Origin of the sequence: Flavobacterium sp. N502536, from assembly GCF_025947345.1 — a bacterium.
In the GTDB taxonomy this organism is placed as follows: domain Bacteria; phylum Bacteroidota; class Bacteroidia; order Flavobacteriales; family Flavobacteriaceae; genus Flavobacterium.
In genome coordinates this window covers 1,498,794-1,519,546 of sequence record NZ_CP110011.1, presented here as the reverse complement: position 1 = coordinate 1,519,546, position 20,753 = coordinate 1,498,794, and the positions used below count along the sequence as shown (strand labels likewise).

Sequence of the window (20,753 nt, the reverse complement as noted above, 5' to 3'; positions counted from 1 at the left end):
AAATTGAATCTTTATAGCTGCTTTTTCAGCAATAAGATAAAGGCGCTCAATAGGTCTTTTGCAGATTTTGGTTGGTATTCCGGATGGCCTTTTCATTTTTATAGTCAATCCATTTTTGGCCTTTGATTTTGCGCATCATAATATCAAAATAACGCATGATAAAAACATTATAAACGGCTTTCGACAGGTTTTTAATGCTTTTGGGAAAAGCCCTCAGGCTCATGGAAAATCCGGGGGTTAAATACTTCATATAATGCCAGTATCCTTCAGGCATGTACAGCATTTCACCGTGTTTTAGATTGGCGATATATCCTTGTGCATTTTTTAGAGCTGGAAATTTTTCGTAATCAGGATTGTCAAAATCAATATCTTCTCTTGAAATTAAAGCGTGCGGCACTTTGTACATGTATTTGGACTGATCCGGAGCAAAGAGCATGCATTGTTTTTCTCCATGAAAATGAAAGTGTAAAATATTGGAGTAGTCAATATCATAATGCATAAATACCCGGGCCTTTTCGCCGCCAAAAAACAGCATTGGCATTTGCCGAACCAGATTCAAACCGATATCCGGCCATAAAAAGTCCTCTTTTAATGAGGGCACTTCTTTCATCAGATTGTAAAGAAAAATGCGATAGTTTGTTGGCTTGGATTCCAGAAGATGAATATAATCGCTCATTTTCATGGTAGTATGGGCTTCGTTAAAGCCGTCTTCATGATTTACAGGTCGGTCATCGTATAAGGGAACGGTGATGTTGCCGGCGATTTCGTTGATATAAGATAATTTCCATTTGTGATAAGCTGGCCAGTCTTCGGTCAATTCTTCAACAACAACAGGAATTTGCTTTTTTACATATTGGGAAATAAAATCTGCTTTTGAAATTTTTTTTACCCGTTCGATTTGTTTTAACTTCATCTCTCTTAAATAAAAAAATTGCTTATAACACATGTTATAAGCAATTTAAAAATATTTATCGAGATTTATAAAATCTTTTTCTTAATTTTTTGATTTTACCGAAGCCTCAAGGTTTCTTTCAATCGTATGTCCCGGTCTTGACCATTTTGGTTTTTCGCCCAGAGGAGCAAACTGTGAATCAGCTGCTTCAACCGTTTTAGGCTGTGAAACTTTTATAAATGGTTTTTGTGGATTCAATCCTAACATTTCAAACATTTTCATGTCTTCGTGAACATCAGGGTTTGGTGTAGTAAGTAGTTTATCACCTGCAAAAATTGAATTTGCACCTGCAAAAAAGCACATTGCCTGTCCTTCGCGGCTCATGTTGGTTCTTCCTGCAGACAAACGAACCTGTGTATCCGGCATTACAATTCTTGTAGTGGCCACCATACGGATCATTTCCCAAATTTCAACTGGTTTTTCTTCCTCCATCGGAGTTCCTTCAACAGCTACCAAAGCATTAATTGGCACCGATTCAGGTTGAGGGTTTAAAGTAGAAAGTGCAACAAGCATTCCGGCTCTGTCTTCGATACTTTCTCCCATTCCGATAATTCCCCCACTACAAACCGTAACATTCGTTTTACGAACATTCTCTATCGTTTGCAAACGGTCTTCGAAACCACGTGTTGAAATAACATCTTTATAGTATTCTTCAGAAGTATCTAAATTGTGGTTGTAAGCATATAAACCTGCTTCAGCCAAACGTTGCGCCTGATTTTCGGTAATCATACCTAGGGTACAACAAACCTCCATATCAAGCTTATTAATGGTACGTACCATTTCTAAAACCTGGTCAAATTCTTCACCATCTTTTACGTTTCTCCAGGCAGCTCCCATACATACACGAGATGATCCGCTGGATTTTGCACGCAAAGCCTGTGCTTTAACCTGGCTAACACTCATTAAATCATTTCCTTCAACACCGGTGTTGTAACGTGCTGCTTGCGGGCAATATCCGCAGTCTTCCGGACAGCCTCCGGTTTTGATTGAAAGTAAAGTAGATACCTGAACTACGTTAGGATCATGCTTTTGCCTGTGAATGGTTGCCGCTTCATACAGCAAGTCCATCATAGGTTTATTATATATGGCGATTATTTCGTCTTTTGTCCAATTGTGTTTTGTAATGCTCATTGATGCAGTTTTTTGATGCTCCAAAAGTAGTTAAATTGTTCCAATCAACCAATGCCCAATCCTGTAAATGAATATTTGACAGCTATTTTCAAAAAAGAAACACTCTAAAATCATAGAATTGTATTTTTTTATGATTTTAGAGTGCTAAAAAGTTTGATTTATTTTGAAAAATTAATCGGCAGCATATTTATTATTCCAGTACAGCATCATCATCAGCGTGACGATTACCGAGGAAGCAATTCCTTCAAATAGTAAGCAGATGCAGTAAGTTGGTACAGAAGGATTTCCGCCAAACATGAATGTTTCCGAAAGTGTTTTTACATAAGCATCTCCACCTCTGGCGTAACTGTAAATTAACAGTCCAAAAACGCTTAAAGCCACACCAACCACAGAGGTTGCCATTGCCGAAACCGCATTCGATACAAAATTCGTTTCACCTTCATGAAGGTTCATTCGCATTGTTTTATTTACACCATAAAAGATAAAAAAGACATTTAGGGTTCGCAAATAGAATAAATGCGCCAAACCTAATACGTTCATCAATAAAAAGTAAATTCCAATTCCTAGGAAAATCAGAAAACCGTTGGTAATTTCTTTAGGTAATTTCATAATGGTTATTTTTAAAGAAGTTAATAGCAAATATTTGATAAACAGAGTTCTATATCAAATTTACTAAAAAAATAACTACGATGATTTAAAAAGGACGAAAAGTATATTTCACCCAACTATTCAGAAAATAGAAGGGATGAATTTAGTTTATCGGAGCTGCATAAGATTGTCGCTCCAATAATATCCATTAAATTGAAGAGATTATTGAATCGTCCGATTCGCAATCAGTTGCTGATTTGTAAAGTGGGAGGTTGCTAAAGACTACTCAAAAATGCCAAAGCCTCTTTTTTATCCTGATTTAATTGCTCTTTTAATAAATCGACAGAACCGAATTTTTGTTCTTCGCGAAGGTATTGCAATAAAGAAACTTGAATTTTCTTGCCATAAAGGTCGGCATCAAAATCAAAAAGATGCACTTCAATGGTTTGTTTTTGTCCGTTAACCGTCGGATTAAAACCAATATTCATCATTCCGGAAACCTCTTCCTGATCGATTAGCACTTTAACTACATATACGCCGGCTTTTGGGATCAACTTATAGTCTTCATCAATGTGCAGGTTTGCAGTTGGAAAACCTATGGTTCTTCCCAATTGTTTTCCCTGAACCACTTCGCCGGTTAAAAAGTAGCTGTACCCTAAATAATCGTTGGCTAAAGCCATATTTCCTTCATTCAGTGCTTTTCTGATTTTGGTTGAACTTACAGATACGTCCTGAATTTCCTGAGCTGAAATTTGTTCAACTTCAAAACCATATTCATGACCGAAAGCAATTAAATCATCAATATTTGCGGTTCTGTTTCTGCCAAATCGGTGATCGTGACCAATAATTATTTTTTGAATATGAAACTGATCGACCAAAATGGAATGCACAAATTCTTCAGCGGTTAATCTCGAGAAACTTTCGTTAAAAGGATGAATCACCAGGTTTTCAATTCCGGTTGCTTCCAGAAGCTTTGATTTTTCAGCGATGGTATTCAAAAGTTTTATTTCTGATTTTTCCTGCAATACCATTCTTGGATGTGGAAAAAAGGTAAGTACCAAACTTTCATACTTTCCGTTTTCGGTGTTTTGGGTAATGCGTTCCAGAATTTTTTTATGACCAATATGTACACCATCAAAGGTTCCAAGAGTTAAAATTGTTTTCTTGGTGGACTGAAAATCGTTTATAGAATGAAAGAGCTTCAAAACAAATAATTTAAGATGGTGCAAATTTATACTATCTATTTTAAATTTGACACTAAGCGGAATTGATTTTTTAATCTCAGGTGGTTACTTTTTGTGAAAATTACACAAGTTGCAAACCAAAAAGTATTAATTGTATGTGATAAGTTTAAAATTTCGATTTTATTAACGTAATTTTGATATACTGTTATTTCCAAAATATGAGAAAAAATTTACTTTTTTTATTTTTTATTTTCTGCTGTGCTAATATATATGCCCAGAGCGATGCCTTGTGGCAGAAAGTGAGCCCGGTTTCTCCGAGTAAGAGAGGAATCTCGTCTGACTCAGGACGGTTGTATTATAAGTTGAATTCAGATTTTTTGAAAGCAAGACTTGTTACAACTACCAGTAAATCGGCAAATAGTACTTCGGCAGAAATTACGATTCCTAATGCCAAGGGCGTTTTAGAACGTTTTACCGTTTGGGAATATTCTAATTTTGAACCTGAATTACAGGCGAAGTATCCTGAAATCAGAGCTTATGAAGGACGCGGTTTAGACGATAAAACGGCCAAAATTTATTTTAGTGTGGCACCCATTGGAGTTCAGACTATGGTACTTCGTACCGATAAACCAGCAGAGTATATAGAACAAAACCAGGAAGATAGATCTTCTTATGTTTTGTTTACCAATACTGATGCGGCTGATAAAACGCACTTAGATTGTAAAACATTAGATGCGGTGTCGCAAAAAAACAACTCATCGAATACTGCAAAGTCGGCAGCAAACAATAAAGTTTTCAAGACCTTTCGATTGGCGTTGTCCTGTACCGGAGAATATACTGCTTATTTTGGAGGTACAAAAGCGGGAGCAGTAGCCGGAATGAACGCTACTTTGTCCAGAGTAAACGGGGTTTTTAATAAAGACCTTGCTGTAAGAGTCGTTTTAATTGCAAACAATGATGCTGTAATTTATACCAATGCATTAGCAGATCCTTATTCTGATCCGTCCAAAGGAACTTCAAGAGATCCTTCAGATGGTAACGATTATTGGAGTAAAGAAGTTCAGAGTACCTTAACTTCGGTAATAGGAGAAGCGAATTATGATATCGGACATTTGTTTGGACATGATGGAGGCGGAGGTAATGCCGGCTGTATTGGCTGTGTTTGCGATAGCCCGACACCATCAGACGCAATGGGGAAAGGAAGCGCCTATACATCACCATCCGATCAAAAGCCGGAAGGCGATACCTTTGATATTGATTTTGTAGCACACGAAATCGGACATCAATTAGGAGCCAATCATACTTTTTCTTATGATGGGTCAGAAAGAACAGGTTTAAATGTTGAGCCCGGAAGCGGTTCAACCATTATGGGATATGCCGGAATATCGCAGGGCTATGACATTCAGAGTCATTCAGATGCTTATTTTGCATATGCCAGTATTTTGCAAATTCAGAATACGCTTGCCGGAAAGAGTTGTTCTGTTAATACGGCAATTACCAATAATCCTCCAACTGTTGATGCGGGGCCGGATTATACAATTCCAATGAGTACTCCTTTTATTTTAGTGGGTACAGGCAATAGTTCGGTTGGTACGATTACGTATAACTGGGAGCAATTTGATAGCGCAACATCATCAACTGCAAACAGTAATAGTCTTGCTTATCCAACTAAGCCCAACGGGCCTTTATTCAGATCTATAAGTCCGGGAAGTTCCCCTGTTCGTTATATGCCGGATCTAAATTCGGTGCTTTTGAATAAGTTAACTACAACTTGGGAATCTGTTTCTGCTGTTGCAAGAACGTTGCATTTTACGCTAACGGCAAGAGACAATGGAGCATTAGGAGCAGCGCAGACCAATACCGATACTATGATTGCAACCGTAGTTACTAATGCAGGTCCTTTTACAGTTACTTCTCAAAATAGAGAAGATATAAGCTGGCCAATAGGATCGAGTCAAACTGTAACCTGGGATGTGAATAATACCAACACGCTGGCAGGATCTTCGTCAGTAAATATCAAATTGTCTGTAGACGGAGGCTTGACATTTCCGATAATTTTAGCCGCAAATACGCCAAATGACGGTTCGCAGCTGGTTCAGGTTCCTAACAGTGTAACGGCTTCAACCACTTGCAGGATTAAGGTTGAGCCAACTGCAAATATTTATTACGCACTAAACAGTAAATCATTTTCAGTGGGTTATACCTCAACGACCACTTGTGATTCTTATAGTTTCGGGAATGCTTTTGCAATTCCTTCCGGGGCTAGTTTTACAACCAGAACGGTAAATGTACCGGCTTCAACCGGAAAAGTTTCTGATGTCAATGTTATGGTAAATGTAACACACGATAGACTTTCTGATCTCGAAATACAAATGATAAATCCGCAGGGCACTGTTGTGAATTTGTACAATAATAAAAGCTGTAGCATAAACTCTACTTTGATCCTTCAGTTTGATGATGCAGGAGTTCCTTTGGATTGTTCTAAAGTAACAAGTCAGATCGTTATTCCGGTAGATGCATTGAGAGTTTTTAATGGTCAGGATCCGCAAGGAACCTGGAGCTTTAGAGTTCGTGATGACGTTTCAGGTAATTTTGGAACGATCAATTCAGCCTCTTTAAATATTTGCAATCAAACTTTTGTTTTAGGAGAAATTGATCTTGAAAATGTTCCATTTACGTTGTACCCAAATCCAAATAAGGGAAGTTTTACGATTCAGTTTTCAACTGACACCATTAATAGAGTTCAGGTTTATGTACACGATATATTGGGCAAACAAGTGTATTTTAATTCTTACGACAGAACGTCTTACTTTAACCATAACATTCAGTTAGCCGGAGTTACTTCAGGGATGTATCTGGTAACTGTGATTGATGGAGATCGCAGAACGGTTAAGAAAATAATCGTGAACTAGAATAGAATAGAATAAATTCCAAAAGTCAAATTCCAAATTCCAATAGCTACCAATGGGCAGTTATTGGAATTTGGAATTTTTTTATTGGGATTTTTATACTAAGAGTTCGCCATTGCCATGCAGACGATACTGATTTTTGCTCCCGGGATTTTTTGCAAAGCTCTGGAACAGGCTTCAAGTGTGGCTCCGGTAGTGAGTACATCATCAACGATTAAAAAATGTTTGTCGTGGTTTATTTCTGAAAATTGGACATCAAAGATGCTTTCAATATTCTCAGATCGTCCTAAAAGATTTTTTTTGGATTGGGTTTTTGAGTATTTTTTTCGATACAGTATGGTAGAATCAAAGGCGACCGCTAAGTTTTTAGACAAAGTTTTTCCAAAAGCAGTAACCTGATTGTACCCCCGTTCCTTTAGTTTTTTAGGGTGCAGCGGCACAGGAACGATCACATCAAAAGGAGTTTCTAAATTTAAATCTTTTAGAACTTCGGCGTACCAATTGCCTAATACGATTCCGATTTCTTCATGACCTTTGTATTTAAGATTATGGATAAGTTCCTGAACAATCCCTTTTTTGTTGAAATACAAAAATGCCGATGCATGCTTGACATCTATCTTGCCGTAAAATTTTTTTACAGCTTCATTTTTTGGATTTAAATGATGTTGAGTAAGAGGCAATTCATGACGACAACGGGTACACAAAATAGTTTCGCCATCGAGTAAAAGAGCATGACATCCCAGGCAAACCTTAGGAAAAAAAAGGTTGATTAGATAATTAAACACAAATAGAAAGAATTTAGTTACAAAAATAACCAAATGATTGCTTCAAACTTTATTATTTTTCTTTTTTTTAAACGTACTTTTTATATTTTTGCATCACTATGGCAAAACAAGAAGATATATTTAAGAATGTGGTTTCGCACGCAAAAGAGTACGGATTTATTTTTCCGTCAAGCGAAGTATACGATGGATTGAGTGCAGTGTATGATTATGCACAAAATGGTGTCGAGTTAAAAAAGAATATCCGTGAATATTGGTGGAAATCAATGGTTCAGATGAATGAAAATATTGTCGGTTTAGACGCTGCAATATTAATGCATCCGACTACCTGGAAAGCTTCAGGCCACGTTGATGCGTTTAATGACCCATTAATTGATAATAAAGATTCAAAGAAAAGATACAGAGCCGATGTTTTGGTAGAAGATTATGCGGAAAAACTTAATCTGAAGGCTAAAAAAGAAATTGAAAAAGCGAGTGCTCGTTTTGGAGATGCTTTTAATGAGCAGGAATTTGTTACGACAAATGCCCGCGTAATTGAATATTTGGCGAAAGAAAAAGAAATCAGAGAGCGTTTAGGCCGTTCTTTGGGCAATGGAGATTTAGAAGATGTAAAAGCATTAATCGAAGAATTGGAAATTGCTGATCCGGAAACAGGTTCTAAAAACTGGACAGAAGTTCGTCAGTTCAACTTAATGTTTGGAACGAAATTAGGAGCTTCTGCCGATTCTGCAATGGATTTATACCTGCGTCCGGAAACGGCTCAGGGTATTTTTGTGAATTTCCTGAATGTGCAAAAATCAGGTCGTATGAAAGTTCCTTTTGGAATTGCTCAAACGGGTAAAGCGTTCAGAAATGAAATTGTTGCAAGACAGTTTATTTTCCGTATGCGTGAATTTGAACAAATGGAAATGCAGTTTTTTGTGCGTCCGGGTGAAGAAATGAAATGGTACGAGCACTGGAAACAAACACGTTTAAACTGGCATTTATCTTTAGGATTAGGAAAAGATAATTACCGTTTCCACGATCACGAAAAGTTAGCGCACTATGCCAATGCTGCTGCAGATATCGAATTTAACTTCCCATTCGGATTCAAAGAGTTAGAAGGTATTCACTCTCGTACAGATTTTGACCTGAAAGCACACGAAGAATATTCAGGAAGAAAACTACAATATTTTGATCCTGAACTAAACGAAAACTATGTACCGTATGTAGTAGAAACGTCTGTTGGTTTAGATCGTATGTTTTTGGCTGTTTTCGCAACTTCATTGCAAGAAGAAGTTCTCGAAGATCAAACAACAAGAACAGTGTTGAAATTACCGGCTGTTTTGGCACCAACAAAAGCAGCAGTATTGCCTTTGGTTAAAAAGGACGGTTTACCGGATATTGCCAAAAAAATCATTGAAGATTTGAAATGGGATTTCAATGTAGCTTACGATGAAAAAGATGCAGTAGGTCGTCGTTACAGAAGACAGGATGCACTTGGAACACCGTTTTGTATTACAGTAGACCATCAAACCATAGAAGACGAAACGGTAACCATTCGTCATAGAGATACAATGAAACAAGATCGTGTGAAGATTTCTGAATTGAAAGCTATAATTGAAAACGAAGTTTCGATGAAAAACTGGTTGATGAAAATGTAATTTTTTATTCATACTCTTATATAAAGACCCAAATTCCTTCACGGAGTTTGGGTTTTTTTAATGTTAAATAGTGTATTTTGGCGATAATTTTTGCGTTTCATCCTTTTGTGTTAACATTTGTTTGTAACATATTAACAATGAAATAGTAGAATAGCTGAAATTCGTATTTTTAGTTGCGAATAAATTGCGAGACAAAATCTTTTTAAAAGGATTGGTGAAACTAAAGGGGTAGTTGTAGGGGGTTCATGAAAAATCAACAGAATGTAAGATTGAAAAAGTATTCGTATATTATCATTGACGATGATGTGGAAAGTATTTTGAAAACCAGAACAATTGCAGAAGGTTTTTCAGAACTGACTTTTGCGGGATCGGCTGCGAATTACCAATTGGGTCTGAATTTGGTTTTAGAACACCGTCCCTGCCTTGTTTTTTTAGAAATTGATCCCAAAGATTTATCCAGTAATTTATCACTGGCTTTTATAAATGAACTGCATCGTTTTTTAGTTCTTATTCCGAAGATAGTCGTTACAACTACAAAGAAAGATTTGGCTTTTGAGGCCATTCAGTATGGTGTTTTTGGTTATATACTAAAGCCCGTCCTGCGGTCAGATGTATTGAAAACCATTTTGAAACTCGAAAAAACACTTCCTGCAAATGATGCAGAGCCCATGGAGGAAGAGAGCACTCCGTTAAGTGAGTTGTTTGCAAAACCGGTGAAAGATACCGAGCAGCCGCTTATTTTATGCGTGAAATCGTATGGCGACTATCGGTACATCAATGCCAATGATATCAGTTACTTTCAGGCGGATAACAACTCTACAGATATTTATTTGAGTTCAGGTGAAATGATAACGGCTTTTAAAACGTTAAAACATTTCGAAAGTATTTTGTCGCATCCTTTTGTTCGAATTCACAACAGCTACATTATCAATCAAAATTATATTGCAAGAATTCACAATGGAAACTCAATCTGTTATATTCGAAATTCTTCCAAAAAAATTCCTTTTTCAAAAACCTATAAATCAAATGTTGATTTAATTATTGCCGATTTTGCTGTAGGAAATTATTTAGAAGTCTAAAAATTAGGCGATTACACTGATTTGCCTGCCATTGACTATCAATTGGCTACGTTCTACCATAAACCTGTTTTTTCCTATTCATTTTTTTTAAATGTGGGCTTAGTTTTACGCCATGATTCGCACAATGCGATGATTCCCCAAAACAAAAAATCAAACATTTAATACCCTCAAATCATGAAAAAAACAGCTTTAGTATTCGGAATATTTTCTTTAGTATTGGTAGCTTCATTTGCAAACCCAGCAACAGTGTCGAACAACAAAAACAAAGTGGCTCTTGACGGTGGCGGTGGACAACTGACAAGACCTACTAGAAAAGTAGATTTTCATAGCGAGAAAATTCAATTGAAAAGTTTTGCTTCTGCCAGCCAGGCAACAAGATCTACTATAAAACTAGATTAAGAAAAATAAAAAATCATATCGTAAAAGGCTGTCTGTTTTTGACAGCCTTTTTTTATGTCTATAGTTTTAGTATTTTTGGTAAAAATCAGAGGTACAATTGAAACACACACACGCGATATTATTATTTTTATCTCTTATCTTGTTGGGTTGTACCAGTAAAACAGAGAAAGATAAAAATGAAAATTCTTCAATAGATAGCCTCTCTATCTATTTTTCATTGGCCAATGATGCTAATCTGCCTTTGGCGTATAAGCAAAACTACAATCAAAAAGCTTTTGATATTATTATAGCGCAAAAGAATGACTCGCTTAATAGAGTGAATTTGTTTAAGGTGGCGAATCGTTATTATAACATGAGCGATTGGAAAGCCTATAAAAAAACATCAAAGTTAATTCTGGAACGTGCCATAAGCAGCAAAGATTCATTCAGTATTGCCAAGGTCCATACGTACCTGGGCGATTATTATCGCTCACAAACGATTTCAGATAGTGCCTTTTTAAATTATTTTGCAGCAGGAAAAATATACTTAAAGATTAATGACGACCTTAATCTTGCCAAGACATTTTTACTCAAGGCAGATTTGCAGTTTAGTGAAGCCGATTATTTCGAAAGTGAAATAATGGTTTTTAAAGCACTTCAAATTTTAAAAAAGAAGAAAGACGTTAATAATCAGCTTTATGATTGTTATAATTTGTTAGGTATATTGTATAACGAGCGAACAGAATATGATAAAGCATTGGTGTTTCATAATAAGGCACTGACTATTTTAGATGATAAAACAATCCCATTGGATTTACAGTTAAAAGCGACTTCCTTAAACAACATAGGCTTTGTTTATCTAAGTATGGAGGATTACGAAAAGGCAAAAATTTATTTTAGGAAAGGTTTGATGCAGGAAAATTTATTTGTAGAGGGGCCAACCTTGTATGCAATGCTTTTAGACAATTTGGCTTATGCTAAGTTTAAATCAAAAGAGTTTGACGGACTTCCGGATCAATTTTATGAGGCATTGAAAATTAGAGATAGTTTAAAACTCACGTCCGGAATTATATTGAATAAAATACATTTGTCTGAATATTATTGGTTTAAGCAAGATACCTTAAGAGCTTTTCAATTTTCAAAACAGGCTTTAAACTTATCCCGGGTTTCAAATAAATTAGGAAATACCTTAGATGCTCTTAAACAGATTGCTATTGTCGATCCTGAAAATGCTCCAAAATATTCAAAGGAATATATAGAGATTAATGAAAAAGTGGTAAGAGAGGAGCGGATTATTGGAGAGAAATTCTCCAGAATTCAATACGAAACCAACGAAATAAAAGATCAAAATTCAAGCTTACAGGAAAAAAATAAAACCTTAATCTATGTTTTCAGTATTTGTACCCTGATTGGTTTGTTTTTCTACGTTTACAAAACACAGCAGGCCAGACACCGGGAACTACTTTTTAAACAACAGCAGCAAGTGGCCAACGAAGACATCTATAATTTGATGATTCTGCAGCAAAATGATATCGAACAGACCCGAATTAAAGAAAAGAAAAAAGTAGCACAGGATTTACACGATGGTGTTTTGGGAAGAATGTTTGGTGTTAGAATCAGCCTTGACAGTTTAGATAAAGTAGACGAATTGGAAGCAGCTCCCAAGAGAAAAAAATACCTCGAGGAACTGAAAAAAATTGAAGAAGATATACGTGAGATTTCGCATGATTTAAACAGAGAGAAATCAGAATTAATTAATAATTTTATCGCGATTTTAAACAAATTGTTTGAGGATCAGAGAAACACCTATGGTACAAAATTAGTCAGCTCTTTTGATTCCAATATTAAATGGGAACTGGTGAGTAATACCGTAAAAATTAATTTATACAGAATTGTTCAGGAAGCACTTCAGAATTGCAATAAGTATGCGGAGGCAACTACAATTGTGGTTGAGTTTAAAAGCGAAGTTGACCATCTGGTGCTGTCAATTGCGGATGATGGAGTTGGTTTTAATACCAAGACAACGAAAAACGGAATAGGATTGCATAATATTCAATACAGAGCTGCAGAATGTAAAGGTATCGTTTCTTTAAAATCAGTCAAAGGAGAAGGAACTCTTTTAGTGGTTAAAATTCCTATAGATCAAAAAATAAACCTACAGCATACATGACAATTGACCCCAACGCCCCGGTTCCTCAGTTAATTAGGAAAAATATTTTAATTGTTGACGATCATCCCTTTATTATTGAAGGATATAAAAATGCGATTACACGCTACAATCCTAAACAATATGAGTTTCTTATTTTGCAGGCCCACGATTGTAAATCGGGATATGATTTAATCGAAGATGTTCAGACTCCGGAATTTGACGTTGCTTTTTTAGATATCAGCATGCCACCGTATGAAGAGAAAGATATTTTTTCGGGTGAAGATCTGGCAAAGTTACTCCTGAAGAAAATGCCAAAATGCAAAATAATTCTGCTTACCATGTATACCGAGTTATTAAAAATTAAAACCATCATCCGAACGATTAGCCCCAATGGCTTAATTATTAAAAATGACCTCACTTTTGATGAATTGCTTTTCGCGTTTGATAAAGTCATGAAAAGTGATAAATACTACAGTCAGTCCGTTCAAAAGATGCTCAATCAGTCGACTCATAATTCAATTGAAATTGATGAGTTTGACAAGCAGATTTTATTTCATTTGTCAAAAGGAACTTCGCTGGAAGATATGCCGCAATACATCCCAATTTCTGTCAATGCTATCGAAAAGCGCAAAGCAGGACTTAAGGAGCTGCTTAAAGTGAAAAGCGGTTCTGATGACGACTTGGTTAAAGAGGCAAAATGCAAAGGGCTTTTGTAGAGAAGGAAATTCTAAATAAAAAAAATCCAAATTCCGGTTATGTTTCCGGAATTTGGATTTTTTTTATTTCAGTCTCAGTTTGCAGTCTCAGGTTTTAGTTAGCAGTTTTACTAAATACTGCGACTGAAAACTGTGACTGCAAAACTATTCGGTCAAGGCATCCCAACCACGTGCTTTTAAAGCAATTTTTGTGTTGGCACGCGTTACCAGATGCACTCCTTCGCTTTCATCGGCCATGTGCCCAATGATCGAGAAGTTTGGATTTCCTTTTATTTTGTCAAAATCATTGATGTCGATGGTAAATAACAATTCATAATCTTCACCGCCATTGATAGCAACTGTTGTACTGTCGATATTAAATTCTTCACAAGTAGAGATGAATTGAGGGTCCAGTGGAAGTTTGTCTTCATATAAATTACAACCCACTTTCGATTGTTTGCAGATGTGCATAATTTCAGAAGATAATCCGTCTGAAATATCAATCATTGCTGTAGGTTTAATTTCAAGTGCATGTAATAAGGTGCGAACATCTTTTCGGGCTTCGGGTTTTAACTGACGCTCGATTAAATAGCTGTACATGTCCAGATCTGGCTGGCTGTTTGGATTCACCTGAAAAACTTGTTTCTCGCGCTCCAATACTTGCAATCCCATATAAGCAGCTCCTATATCTCCGGTAACGACAAGTAAATCGGTTCCTTTGGCGCCATTTCGGTAAACAAGTTCTTCCTCATTGGCTTCACCAATTGCGGTGATGCTAATAATTAGTCCTTTTTGCGATGAGGTAGTATCACCACCAATAACATCAACTTTATACTCTTTTGCAGCATGTGTAATGCCATCAAATAATTCTTCTAAGGCTTCTAGTGGGAAACGGTTAGAAACTGCCACAGAAACCGTTATTTGCGTTGGTTTTGCATTCATCGCACAAATGTCGGACAGGTTAACCACAACCGACTTGTATCCCAAATGTTTTAAAGGCATATACGCCAGGTCAAAATGTACTCCCTCAATTAATAAATCGGTAGAGACTACTACTTTTTTGTCCTTAAAATCAAGAACAGCGGCATCATCGCCTATACTTTTCAGGGTAGATTCCTGAGTAACATCAAAATTTTTGGTTAAATGTTCAATTAGGCCAAATTCACCTAATTGTGCTATACTGGTACGCTGCGGATTTTTATCTTCGATCATTTCTTTTAAGTTCCAAAGTTTCTAAGGCGCAAAGGTACAAAGGTTTTATCGAATTTAAGGAGATGTTCTCTGGGAACGCCCTCTTTAACTATAGAGAATCGTATCTGTACAAGAGAAAATGAAAAATATTTTAATTTTTTATTTCCTGCTGACAAACTGTTGTCACCGGCCCTCAATACTTTTGAAGTAAGAAATAATTAAAACTTTAAAACTATGAAAACATTAGCAGCCCAAGTAATTACTCCTGAAGATTTATTGATCCACTGGCAAGGACATCGCGCACTTACACGTCGTGTGATTGAAGCGTTTCCGGAGAAAGATTTTTTTGAATTTTCGATTGGAGGAATGCGAACTTTCGCGCAGTTGACAGACGAGCTTTTAGCTATTGCAGCTCCGGCATTAAAAGGAATTGTAAATAAAGAGATCAAACCTTATACAGAAGCATCTGAAAAATTAATCTTTAAAGCCCAGTATCTTGAAAAATGGGATGAGGCCACAGCTGAAATTAACGAATACTGGAAACAATTGTCGATTGAAGATTTTAGTGAAACATTCAACCTGTTTGGTCAATATGAATTTCCTATAATCCAAAATGTTTTGTATTTTGTTGACAATGAAGTACATCACCGTGGACAAGCTTACGTATATTTAAGAGCTTTAAATATCGAACCTCCTTTTTTCTGGGAGAGACAGTAGTGATCAGAAGTGTTAAATAAATTTTATTCTATCTTTATTCAAATTTAAATCGAACGGTATGAGTTTTAAAAAAATTATGACCAATTATGCAGCTTATAATTTATGGGTCAATCAGCAATTTGTGAACTGGCTTTCAACAAAAACAGACGAATTGCTGCATAAAGAAGTTCTTTCAAGCTATACAAGTATTGTTAAAACATTAAATCATATTTGGGAAACCGAAGAATATTGGTTTTCGGTAATAGCTGAAATACCTCAGCCCGAAAGAAGGGAAGGTACTGATTTAAATAAGGATGAAGTGTTTGAAGGTTTATTGAATACATCTGCAAAATTAGCGGCATTCATCACATCATTATCAGACGAACAGTTGTTGAAAACAATCAAAATTGAAAATCCATGGTTTCAGTGTGATTTGCCTGTCAGCGATTACTTGTTGCAGGTGGTGAATCACGGAACGTATCACAGAGGTCAAATTGTAACGATGGGAAGAAATATAGGTATTACCGATGCTTCCAATACCGATTATAATTTTTACAATGTGGTAAAAGAGAAACACTAGATTTGAAAAACACCTAAGGATGAAGCTCATCTTTAGGTGTTTTTTTATAAAAGTCTTTTTCGGTTGATTTCCAGTAATTGCAGTGTTGTGGTTTTGAGCCTTTCGGGTTCCAGAATAGTAGCATAGTCTCCATACATGAGAAACCAGCGTGGAAATGAGTTTTCGATATCACGTGACATAAAAGTCATTTCTATTTTTCCGTCTACTTCTTTTTCAGAGATAAAGCCGTGGTACTTTTTTTCAGTAGACAGATAACGGGCAATTTTTTTATCAATTAAGATGCGAACTTTTGTTGTTGGACAGGTTTCTGTTTTATTGATATAGGTTTCTAAAGCATTGTGTTCGATTGTAAAATCAGAGTCTGTTTTGCGAATACCCTGAATTCTGTCTGTTCTAAACTGACGATAATCCTGTCGTAAATGGCAGTATCCTAAAAAATACCAATTGTTGTTGTCGTGAAAAACGCCTACCGGTTCTATGTTTCTTTGTGTAGCGGTATCTGTTTCGTAGGTTTTGTACGAAAGCAAAAGTTGTTTTTTCTCGGCAATACCTTCAAAAAGAAGCGCTAAAGTATTTGGCGAATTATCATTAAACAGAGGCTCAGCGGTATTCATTACAACTCGTGATTCGATATTGGAGAGCCAGTCTTTATCGGTACTTCTTAAAACAGATTTCAGTTTATACATAGCCGATGCATAATGTGCTCCAAGAGATGGATCGGTAAATTTTTGCATTAGTTTTTCGGCGGCAATAAAGCTGCTTACTTCCTCGCGTGTAAACATAACCGGCGGCAATCTGTAACCATCCATCAGGGCGTAACCCACTCCGGCCTCACTGTAAATAGGGACTCCTGATGCTTCAAGCGTTCGAATGTCTCTATAAATCGTTCGCAAACTCACTTCAAAGCGATCGGCCAACTCCTGTGCTTTTACAATTTTTTTGGATTGTAATTGGATCAGGATGGCAACAATTCGGTCAAATCGTTTTGGGGTTTCGTCCATTTTTTTCTAGGTTCAAAGGTTCAGAGGTTCAAAGTTACAAAGGTTTGATGTTTAAAGAAATAAAAAAGCTGTTCCAAATTGAGACAGATTGCTTTTGTTTAGAACATGGGTAGGGCAGCTTTTTTATAGTTGATTATGAAAAAATGGTCTGATTTTTCATTCCTATTTTGTCCGGTCTCTTAATGATATTGTGCTGATACAAGAGGAGATTAAGATGATTTTAAGCTTTAAATTTTCTGAAGGATTGTATCATTTCGTAAATTCCAAATGCAATGAAGATTTTTCCAAAGATAAAAATTAACCAACTCCAGCCATTATCTAAATATGTTCTGTCATTTTCTAATGGATTGAAAAAGTCTGTAACAAGAAAAAATCTAAAGGCTCCAACAAAATACTCGTTTATCTTTTCAAAGTTAAACGTTCCTGAATTTTCAATTCGATATAAAATTGAAAACCAAAATAATCCAGAAACTACTGTAAAACCTAACGCCCAAAACCAGTTTCCAAAATTAGAGGACCATTTTGTTGCCCAAAGAATCGATGTATCTTTGAAATTTGTGCCTATATTTAATTCTTCGTAATGGGCTGCAAGCTCATAATTTCTATAATTATTGAAATCAATTTTATTTTCTAGTTTTTGCGACTCTTGCTTTATAGTTCGCAAAGTTTTTTTCCAGTCCGAAATCTTAGATTTGTCTTTTAAGTATGATCTGTCCAAAACTTTATTTATTTTCATTTCATCAAAATAAACGCCGTTAATAAATTTTGCTTCAAACAATTTTAGAATGTCAAATTCTGCTTCGTTGAAAGAAGTTGGCCTATTAAAACTAGAATATAAAATTGATAGATTTGAAATTTTTGCATTGTTGAAATGAGTATATCCGTTGAATTTACAGCTATTAAATTCCTGGTTTGAGCTTTTAACATGATCAAATAAAGTTGTTCCTAAAAAATCACATCTGTTGAATTTAGCTTTGTTTCCAAAGTCAGTATATGAAAAATAACTTTTTTGAAAAAGATTATTTATAAAACTATGACCTGAGTATTCAGAATTGTATTTTAATATATTGTGTTTAAAACTAAAGGGCATGTAAAATGTATTGTTGTTGAAACTTCCGTTAAATAAATTACAATTTTCGATGTTGCAAACTTCATATTGAGTTTCTCTTTTTGGATTAATTTCTCTTGGCTGGGAATTGAAAATATTTCCGACAAAAGAAAAAGAACCACTTTGCGTTTGATTCAGCCCTTTAATTTTACAAAATAATTCAAATTTGTTGCTGGAAATACTCATTTCACTTTCGAAGAAAGAATTTAGGTGCCAATCTTTCTCAGAGTCTGAATGCCAAATTAAGTTGATTTCTTTTATATTGTTGTTGTCAATGTTTACTGGTTTTTTGAACTTACAATTTAAAAAGGAAATTGTTAAACTAGGATCATTAATATTTATGATTTTAATTTCATACTCAAAAACACAATTTTTAAAATTAAAATCTTCGTATCGACCAATTATTGGATTTGAATTTCTGATAATTGGAAAGTTGATAATTAAAATTGTATTTTCTAAGTCTTTATAGTGAGAATATTCATCCCAATCGTTACATGTTAGATTTTTATATGGTATGATTTTATTTTTTTCTATTCTCATTTTTTACTTCCTTTTTGTATCAAATCTAAACAAAAAAACCTGACAATTTTCATCATCAGGTTTTCTCTATATTCTTTGTTTTTTCTTCTATATTCTAAAAAAAAACTAGTCGTTCAATTTCAAAACAGCCATAAACGCTTCTTGCGGAATCTCAACGTTTCCTACCTGACGCATACGTTTTTTACCTTTTTTCTGTTTTTCAAGAAGTTTACGTTTACGAGAGATATCTCCACCGTAACATTTTGCGGTAACGTCTTTACGAAGTGCTTTAATGGTTTCACGAGCGATAATTTTAGCACCAATCGCTGCCTGAATCGGAATGTCGAATTGTTGTCTTGGAATCAGTTCGCGTAATTTCTCGGTCATTTTTTTACCGATGTTGTAAGCATTGTCTTCGTGAATCAAAGCAGAAAGCGCATCAACCGTTTGTGCGTTTAAAAGAACATCCAGTTTTACCAGTTTTGAAGTCCTCATCCCAATAGGAGAGTAATCAAAAGAAGCATAACCTTTAGAAACTGTTTTTAAACGATCGTAAAAATCAAATACAATTTCGGCCAATGGCATGTCAAAATTCAGCTCAACACGTTCTGTTGTCAAATACGTTTGATTGGTAATCTGACCACGCTTTTCGATACACAAACTCATTACGTTTCCAACGAAATCGGCTTTTGTAATGATAGTTGCTTTGATAAAAGGTTCTTCAACACGGTCTAAACGAGATGGTTCAGGCAAGTCTGAAGGATTGTTTACCACAAATGCAGTTTCGGGATCTTTTTTGGTGTAGGCCAAATACGAAACGTTAGGTACGGTAGTAATAACCGTCATGTCGAACTCACGCTCTAAACGTTCCTGGATAATTTCCATGTGAAGCATTCCTAAGAATCCGCAACGGAAACCAAATCCTAAAGCAGCAGAGCTTTCCGGAGTAAAGACTAACGAAGCATCGTTTAATTGCAATTTCTCCATAGAAGAACGCAAATCTTCATAATCTTCGGTGTCAACAGGATAGATTCCGGCGAAAACCATTGGTTTTACATCCTCGAAACCTGTAATCATATTGGTTGTTGGTGTTTTGGCATCCGTAAGAGTATCTCCCACTTTTACCTCTTTGGCTTCTTTAATTCCTGAAATTAAATAACCAACATCACCGGTAGAAATTACATTTTTTGGAACCTGATTTAGTTTTAAAGTTCCCACTTCATCGGCAAAATATTCATTGCCGGTAGCCATGAATTTAATTTTCTGCCCTTTTTTTATTTCACCATTCATGACTCTGAAGATAACTTCGATTCCACGAAACGGGTTGTAATGTGAATCAAAGATCAATGCCTGTAATGGTTCATCAACATTTCCTTTTGGAGCTGGAATTTTTTCAATAATAGCTGCTAAGATATTTTCAACACCAAAACCAGTTTTTCCCGAAGCATGAATAATATCTTCTAATTTACATCCTAATAAATCGATGATATCATCGCTTACTTCTTCAGGATTGGCACTTGGTAAATCTACTTTGTTCAAAACCGGAATAATCTCAAGGTCATTTTCTAAAGCCAGATACAAGTTAGAAATGGTTTGTGCCTGAATGCTTTGAGCGGCATCAACAATCAAAAGAGCACCTTCGCAGGCCGCAATAGATCGTGAAACTTCGTATGAAAAGTCAACGTGACCGGGAGTGTCAATTAAATTTAAAATATATTCCTCGCCTTTGTAAGTGTATTCCATTTGAATGGCGTGACTCTTAATGGTGATTCCACGCTCACGCTCCAGGTCCATGTTGTCAAGCAATTGTGCTTTTTCTTCACGAGCTGTAACGGTTTGTGTAGCGCCCAATAAGCGGTCTGCCAGTGTACTTTTACCGTGGTCAATGTGTGCAATAATGCAAAAGTTACGTATCTTCTTCATTTTAATATGTCAATTCTCTAAACGAGTTTAAGTAATTTCCGGGTATAAATTTGCACTGTAGCAATTGCCTTAGAGCATGTTATTAAGCCGCAAAGATAGCGCAAAGTTTTGGATTCTGGAATGCTGATCTTCGATAGTTGAATTCTGAATTTTAAAATGGCTTTTAAAACGTTAAAATATACTGTGATTTTCTTTAAAAAGTAGGAGAAATATAAAACCCGACAGGTTTCAAAAAACTTGTCGGG

The 20,753-nt window shown here is 35.8% G+C and carries 17 protein-coding genes; 8 read left to right on the top strand and 9 right to left on the bottom strand.

Features of this window, described 5'->3' with window-relative positions:
* Positions 1–46: 46 nt before the first annotated feature.
* The 4 genes from OLM61_RS06855 to OLM61_RS06840 all read right to left on the bottom strand — a co-directional run bounded on the left by OLM61_RS06855 (position 47) and on the right by OLM61_RS06840 (position 3,876).
* The gene (locus tag OLM61_RS06855; protein WP_264525651.1) at positions 47–913 is read right to left on the bottom strand and encodes a cupin-like domain-containing protein; all 867 of its coding nucleotides are present in this window, start codon (positions 911–913) and stop codon (positions 47–49) included.
* Positions 914–994: 81 nt separating this feature from the next.
* A complete protein-coding gene (gene bioB, locus OLM61_RS06850; protein WP_264525650.1) occupies positions 995–2,083 on the bottom strand; it encodes a biotin synthase BioB in 1,089 nt (362 codons plus the stop codon).
* Positions 2,084–2,254: 171 nt separating this feature from the next.
* Positions 2,255–2,692: a hypothetical protein gene (locus OLM61_RS06845; RefSeq protein ID WP_264525649.1), complete on the bottom strand. Its 438-nt coding sequence runs from the start codon at positions 2,690–2,692 to the stop codon at positions 2,255–2,257.
* A gap of 254 nt (positions 2,693–2,946) precedes the next feature.
* Positions 2,947–3,876, bottom strand: a complete 930-nt coding sequence (locus tag OLM61_RS06840) for a bifunctional riboflavin kinase/FAD synthetase (RefSeq protein WP_264525648.1) — start codon at positions 3,874–3,876, stop codon at positions 2,947–2,949.
* Between the two features lie 197 nt (positions 3,877–4,073).
* Here OLM61_RS06840 and OLM61_RS06835 point away from each other — a divergent pair, with 197 nt between their 5' ends.
* Positions 4,074–6,767, top strand: coding sequence for a reprolysin-like metallopeptidase (locus OLM61_RS06835; RefSeq protein ID WP_264525647.1), 2,694 nt, complete (start codon positions 4,074–4,076; stop codon positions 6,765–6,767).
* A gap of 98 nt (positions 6,768–6,865) precedes the next feature.
* On the opposite strand, the gene OLM61_RS06830 is transcribed toward OLM61_RS06835, so the two are convergent.
* Entirely contained in the window at positions 6,866–7,549 is a 684-nt protein-coding gene (locus OLM61_RS06830) for a ComF family protein (RefSeq protein ID WP_264525646.1), read from the bottom strand.
* 98 nt (positions 7,550–7,647) lie between these two features.
* Here OLM61_RS06830 and OLM61_RS06825 point away from each other — a divergent pair, with 98 nt between their 5' ends.
* The 5 genes from OLM61_RS06825 to OLM61_RS06805 all read left to right on the top strand — a co-directional run bounded on the left by OLM61_RS06825 (position 7,648) and on the right by OLM61_RS06805 (position 13,511).
* Positions 7,648–9,189, top strand: a complete 1,542-nt coding sequence (locus tag OLM61_RS06825) for a glycine--tRNA ligase (protein WP_264525645.1) — start codon at positions 7,648–7,650, stop codon at positions 9,187–9,189.
* Between the two features lie 269 nt (positions 9,190–9,458).
* Positions 9,459–10,268 (top strand): LytR/AlgR family response regulator transcription factor, encoded by an 810-nt coding sequence (locus tag OLM61_RS06820; protein WP_264525644.1) that lies wholly within the window; start codon positions 9,459–9,461, stop codon positions 10,266–10,268.
* 174 nt (positions 10,269–10,442) lie between these two features.
* A complete protein-coding gene (locus OLM61_RS06815; protein WP_264525643.1) occupies positions 10,443–10,667 on the top strand; it encodes a hypothetical protein in 225 nt (74 codons plus the stop codon).
* A gap of 97 nt (positions 10,668–10,764) precedes the next feature.
* Positions 10,765–12,816, top strand: coding sequence for a tetratricopeptide repeat-containing sensor histidine kinase (locus tag OLM61_RS06810; RefSeq protein ID WP_264525642.1), 2,052 nt, complete (start codon positions 10,765–10,767; stop codon positions 12,814–12,816).
* Positions 12,813–13,511 carry a response regulator transcription factor gene (locus OLM61_RS06805; protein WP_264525641.1) on the top strand — a complete coding sequence of 233 codons (699 nt, stop codon included), beginning with the start codon at positions 12,813–12,815 and terminating at the stop codon, positions 13,509–13,511. Before OLM61_RS06810 ends, OLM61_RS06805 begins: the two co-directional genes overlap by 4 nt.
* Before the next feature lie 144 nt (positions 13,512–13,655).
* Here the strand turns inward: OLM61_RS06805 and thiL are convergent, their stop codons facing one another.
* Positions 13,656–14,702 carry a thiamine-phosphate kinase gene (gene thiL / locus OLM61_RS06800; protein WP_264525640.1) on the bottom strand — a complete coding sequence of 349 codons (1,047 nt, stop codon included), beginning with the start codon at positions 14,700–14,702 and terminating at the stop codon, positions 13,656–13,658.
* A 213-nt stretch (positions 14,703–14,915) separates the two neighbouring features.
* Between thiL and OLM61_RS06795 the strand changes: the two genes are divergently transcribed.
* On the top strand, positions 14,916–15,398 hold the full coding sequence (locus OLM61_RS06795) for a DinB family protein (protein WP_264525639.1): 483 nt from the start codon (positions 14,916–14,918) through the stop codon (positions 15,396–15,398).
* A gap of 58 nt (positions 15,399–15,456) precedes the next feature.
* Positions 15,457–15,957: a DinB family protein gene (locus OLM61_RS06790; protein WP_264525638.1), complete on the top strand. Its 501-nt coding sequence runs from the start codon at positions 15,457–15,459 to the stop codon at positions 15,955–15,957.
* A gap of 44 nt (positions 15,958–16,001) precedes the next feature.
* On the opposite strand, the gene OLM61_RS06785 is transcribed toward OLM61_RS06790, so the two are convergent.
* The 3 genes from OLM61_RS06785 to lepA all read right to left on the bottom strand — a co-directional run bounded on the left by OLM61_RS06785 (position 16,002) and on the right by lepA (position 20,508).
* Positions 16,002–16,958, bottom strand: a complete 957-nt coding sequence (locus OLM61_RS06785; protein WP_264525637.1) for a helix-turn-helix transcriptional regulator — start codon at positions 16,956–16,958, stop codon at positions 16,002–16,004.
* Between the two features lie 220 nt (positions 16,959–17,178).
* Complete coding sequence (locus tag OLM61_RS06780; RefSeq protein WP_264525636.1) at positions 17,179–18,606, bottom strand: hypothetical protein; 1,428 nt, start codon at positions 18,604–18,606, stop codon at positions 17,179–17,181.
* Positions 18,607–18,711: 105 nt separating this feature from the next.
* The gene (gene lepA, locus OLM61_RS06775) at positions 18,712–20,508 is read right to left on the bottom strand and encodes a translation elongation factor 4 (RefSeq protein WP_173965098.1); all 1,797 of its coding nucleotides are present in this window, start codon (positions 20,506–20,508) and stop codon (positions 18,712–18,714) included.
* Between the last annotated feature and the right edge of the window lie 245 nt (positions 20,509–20,753).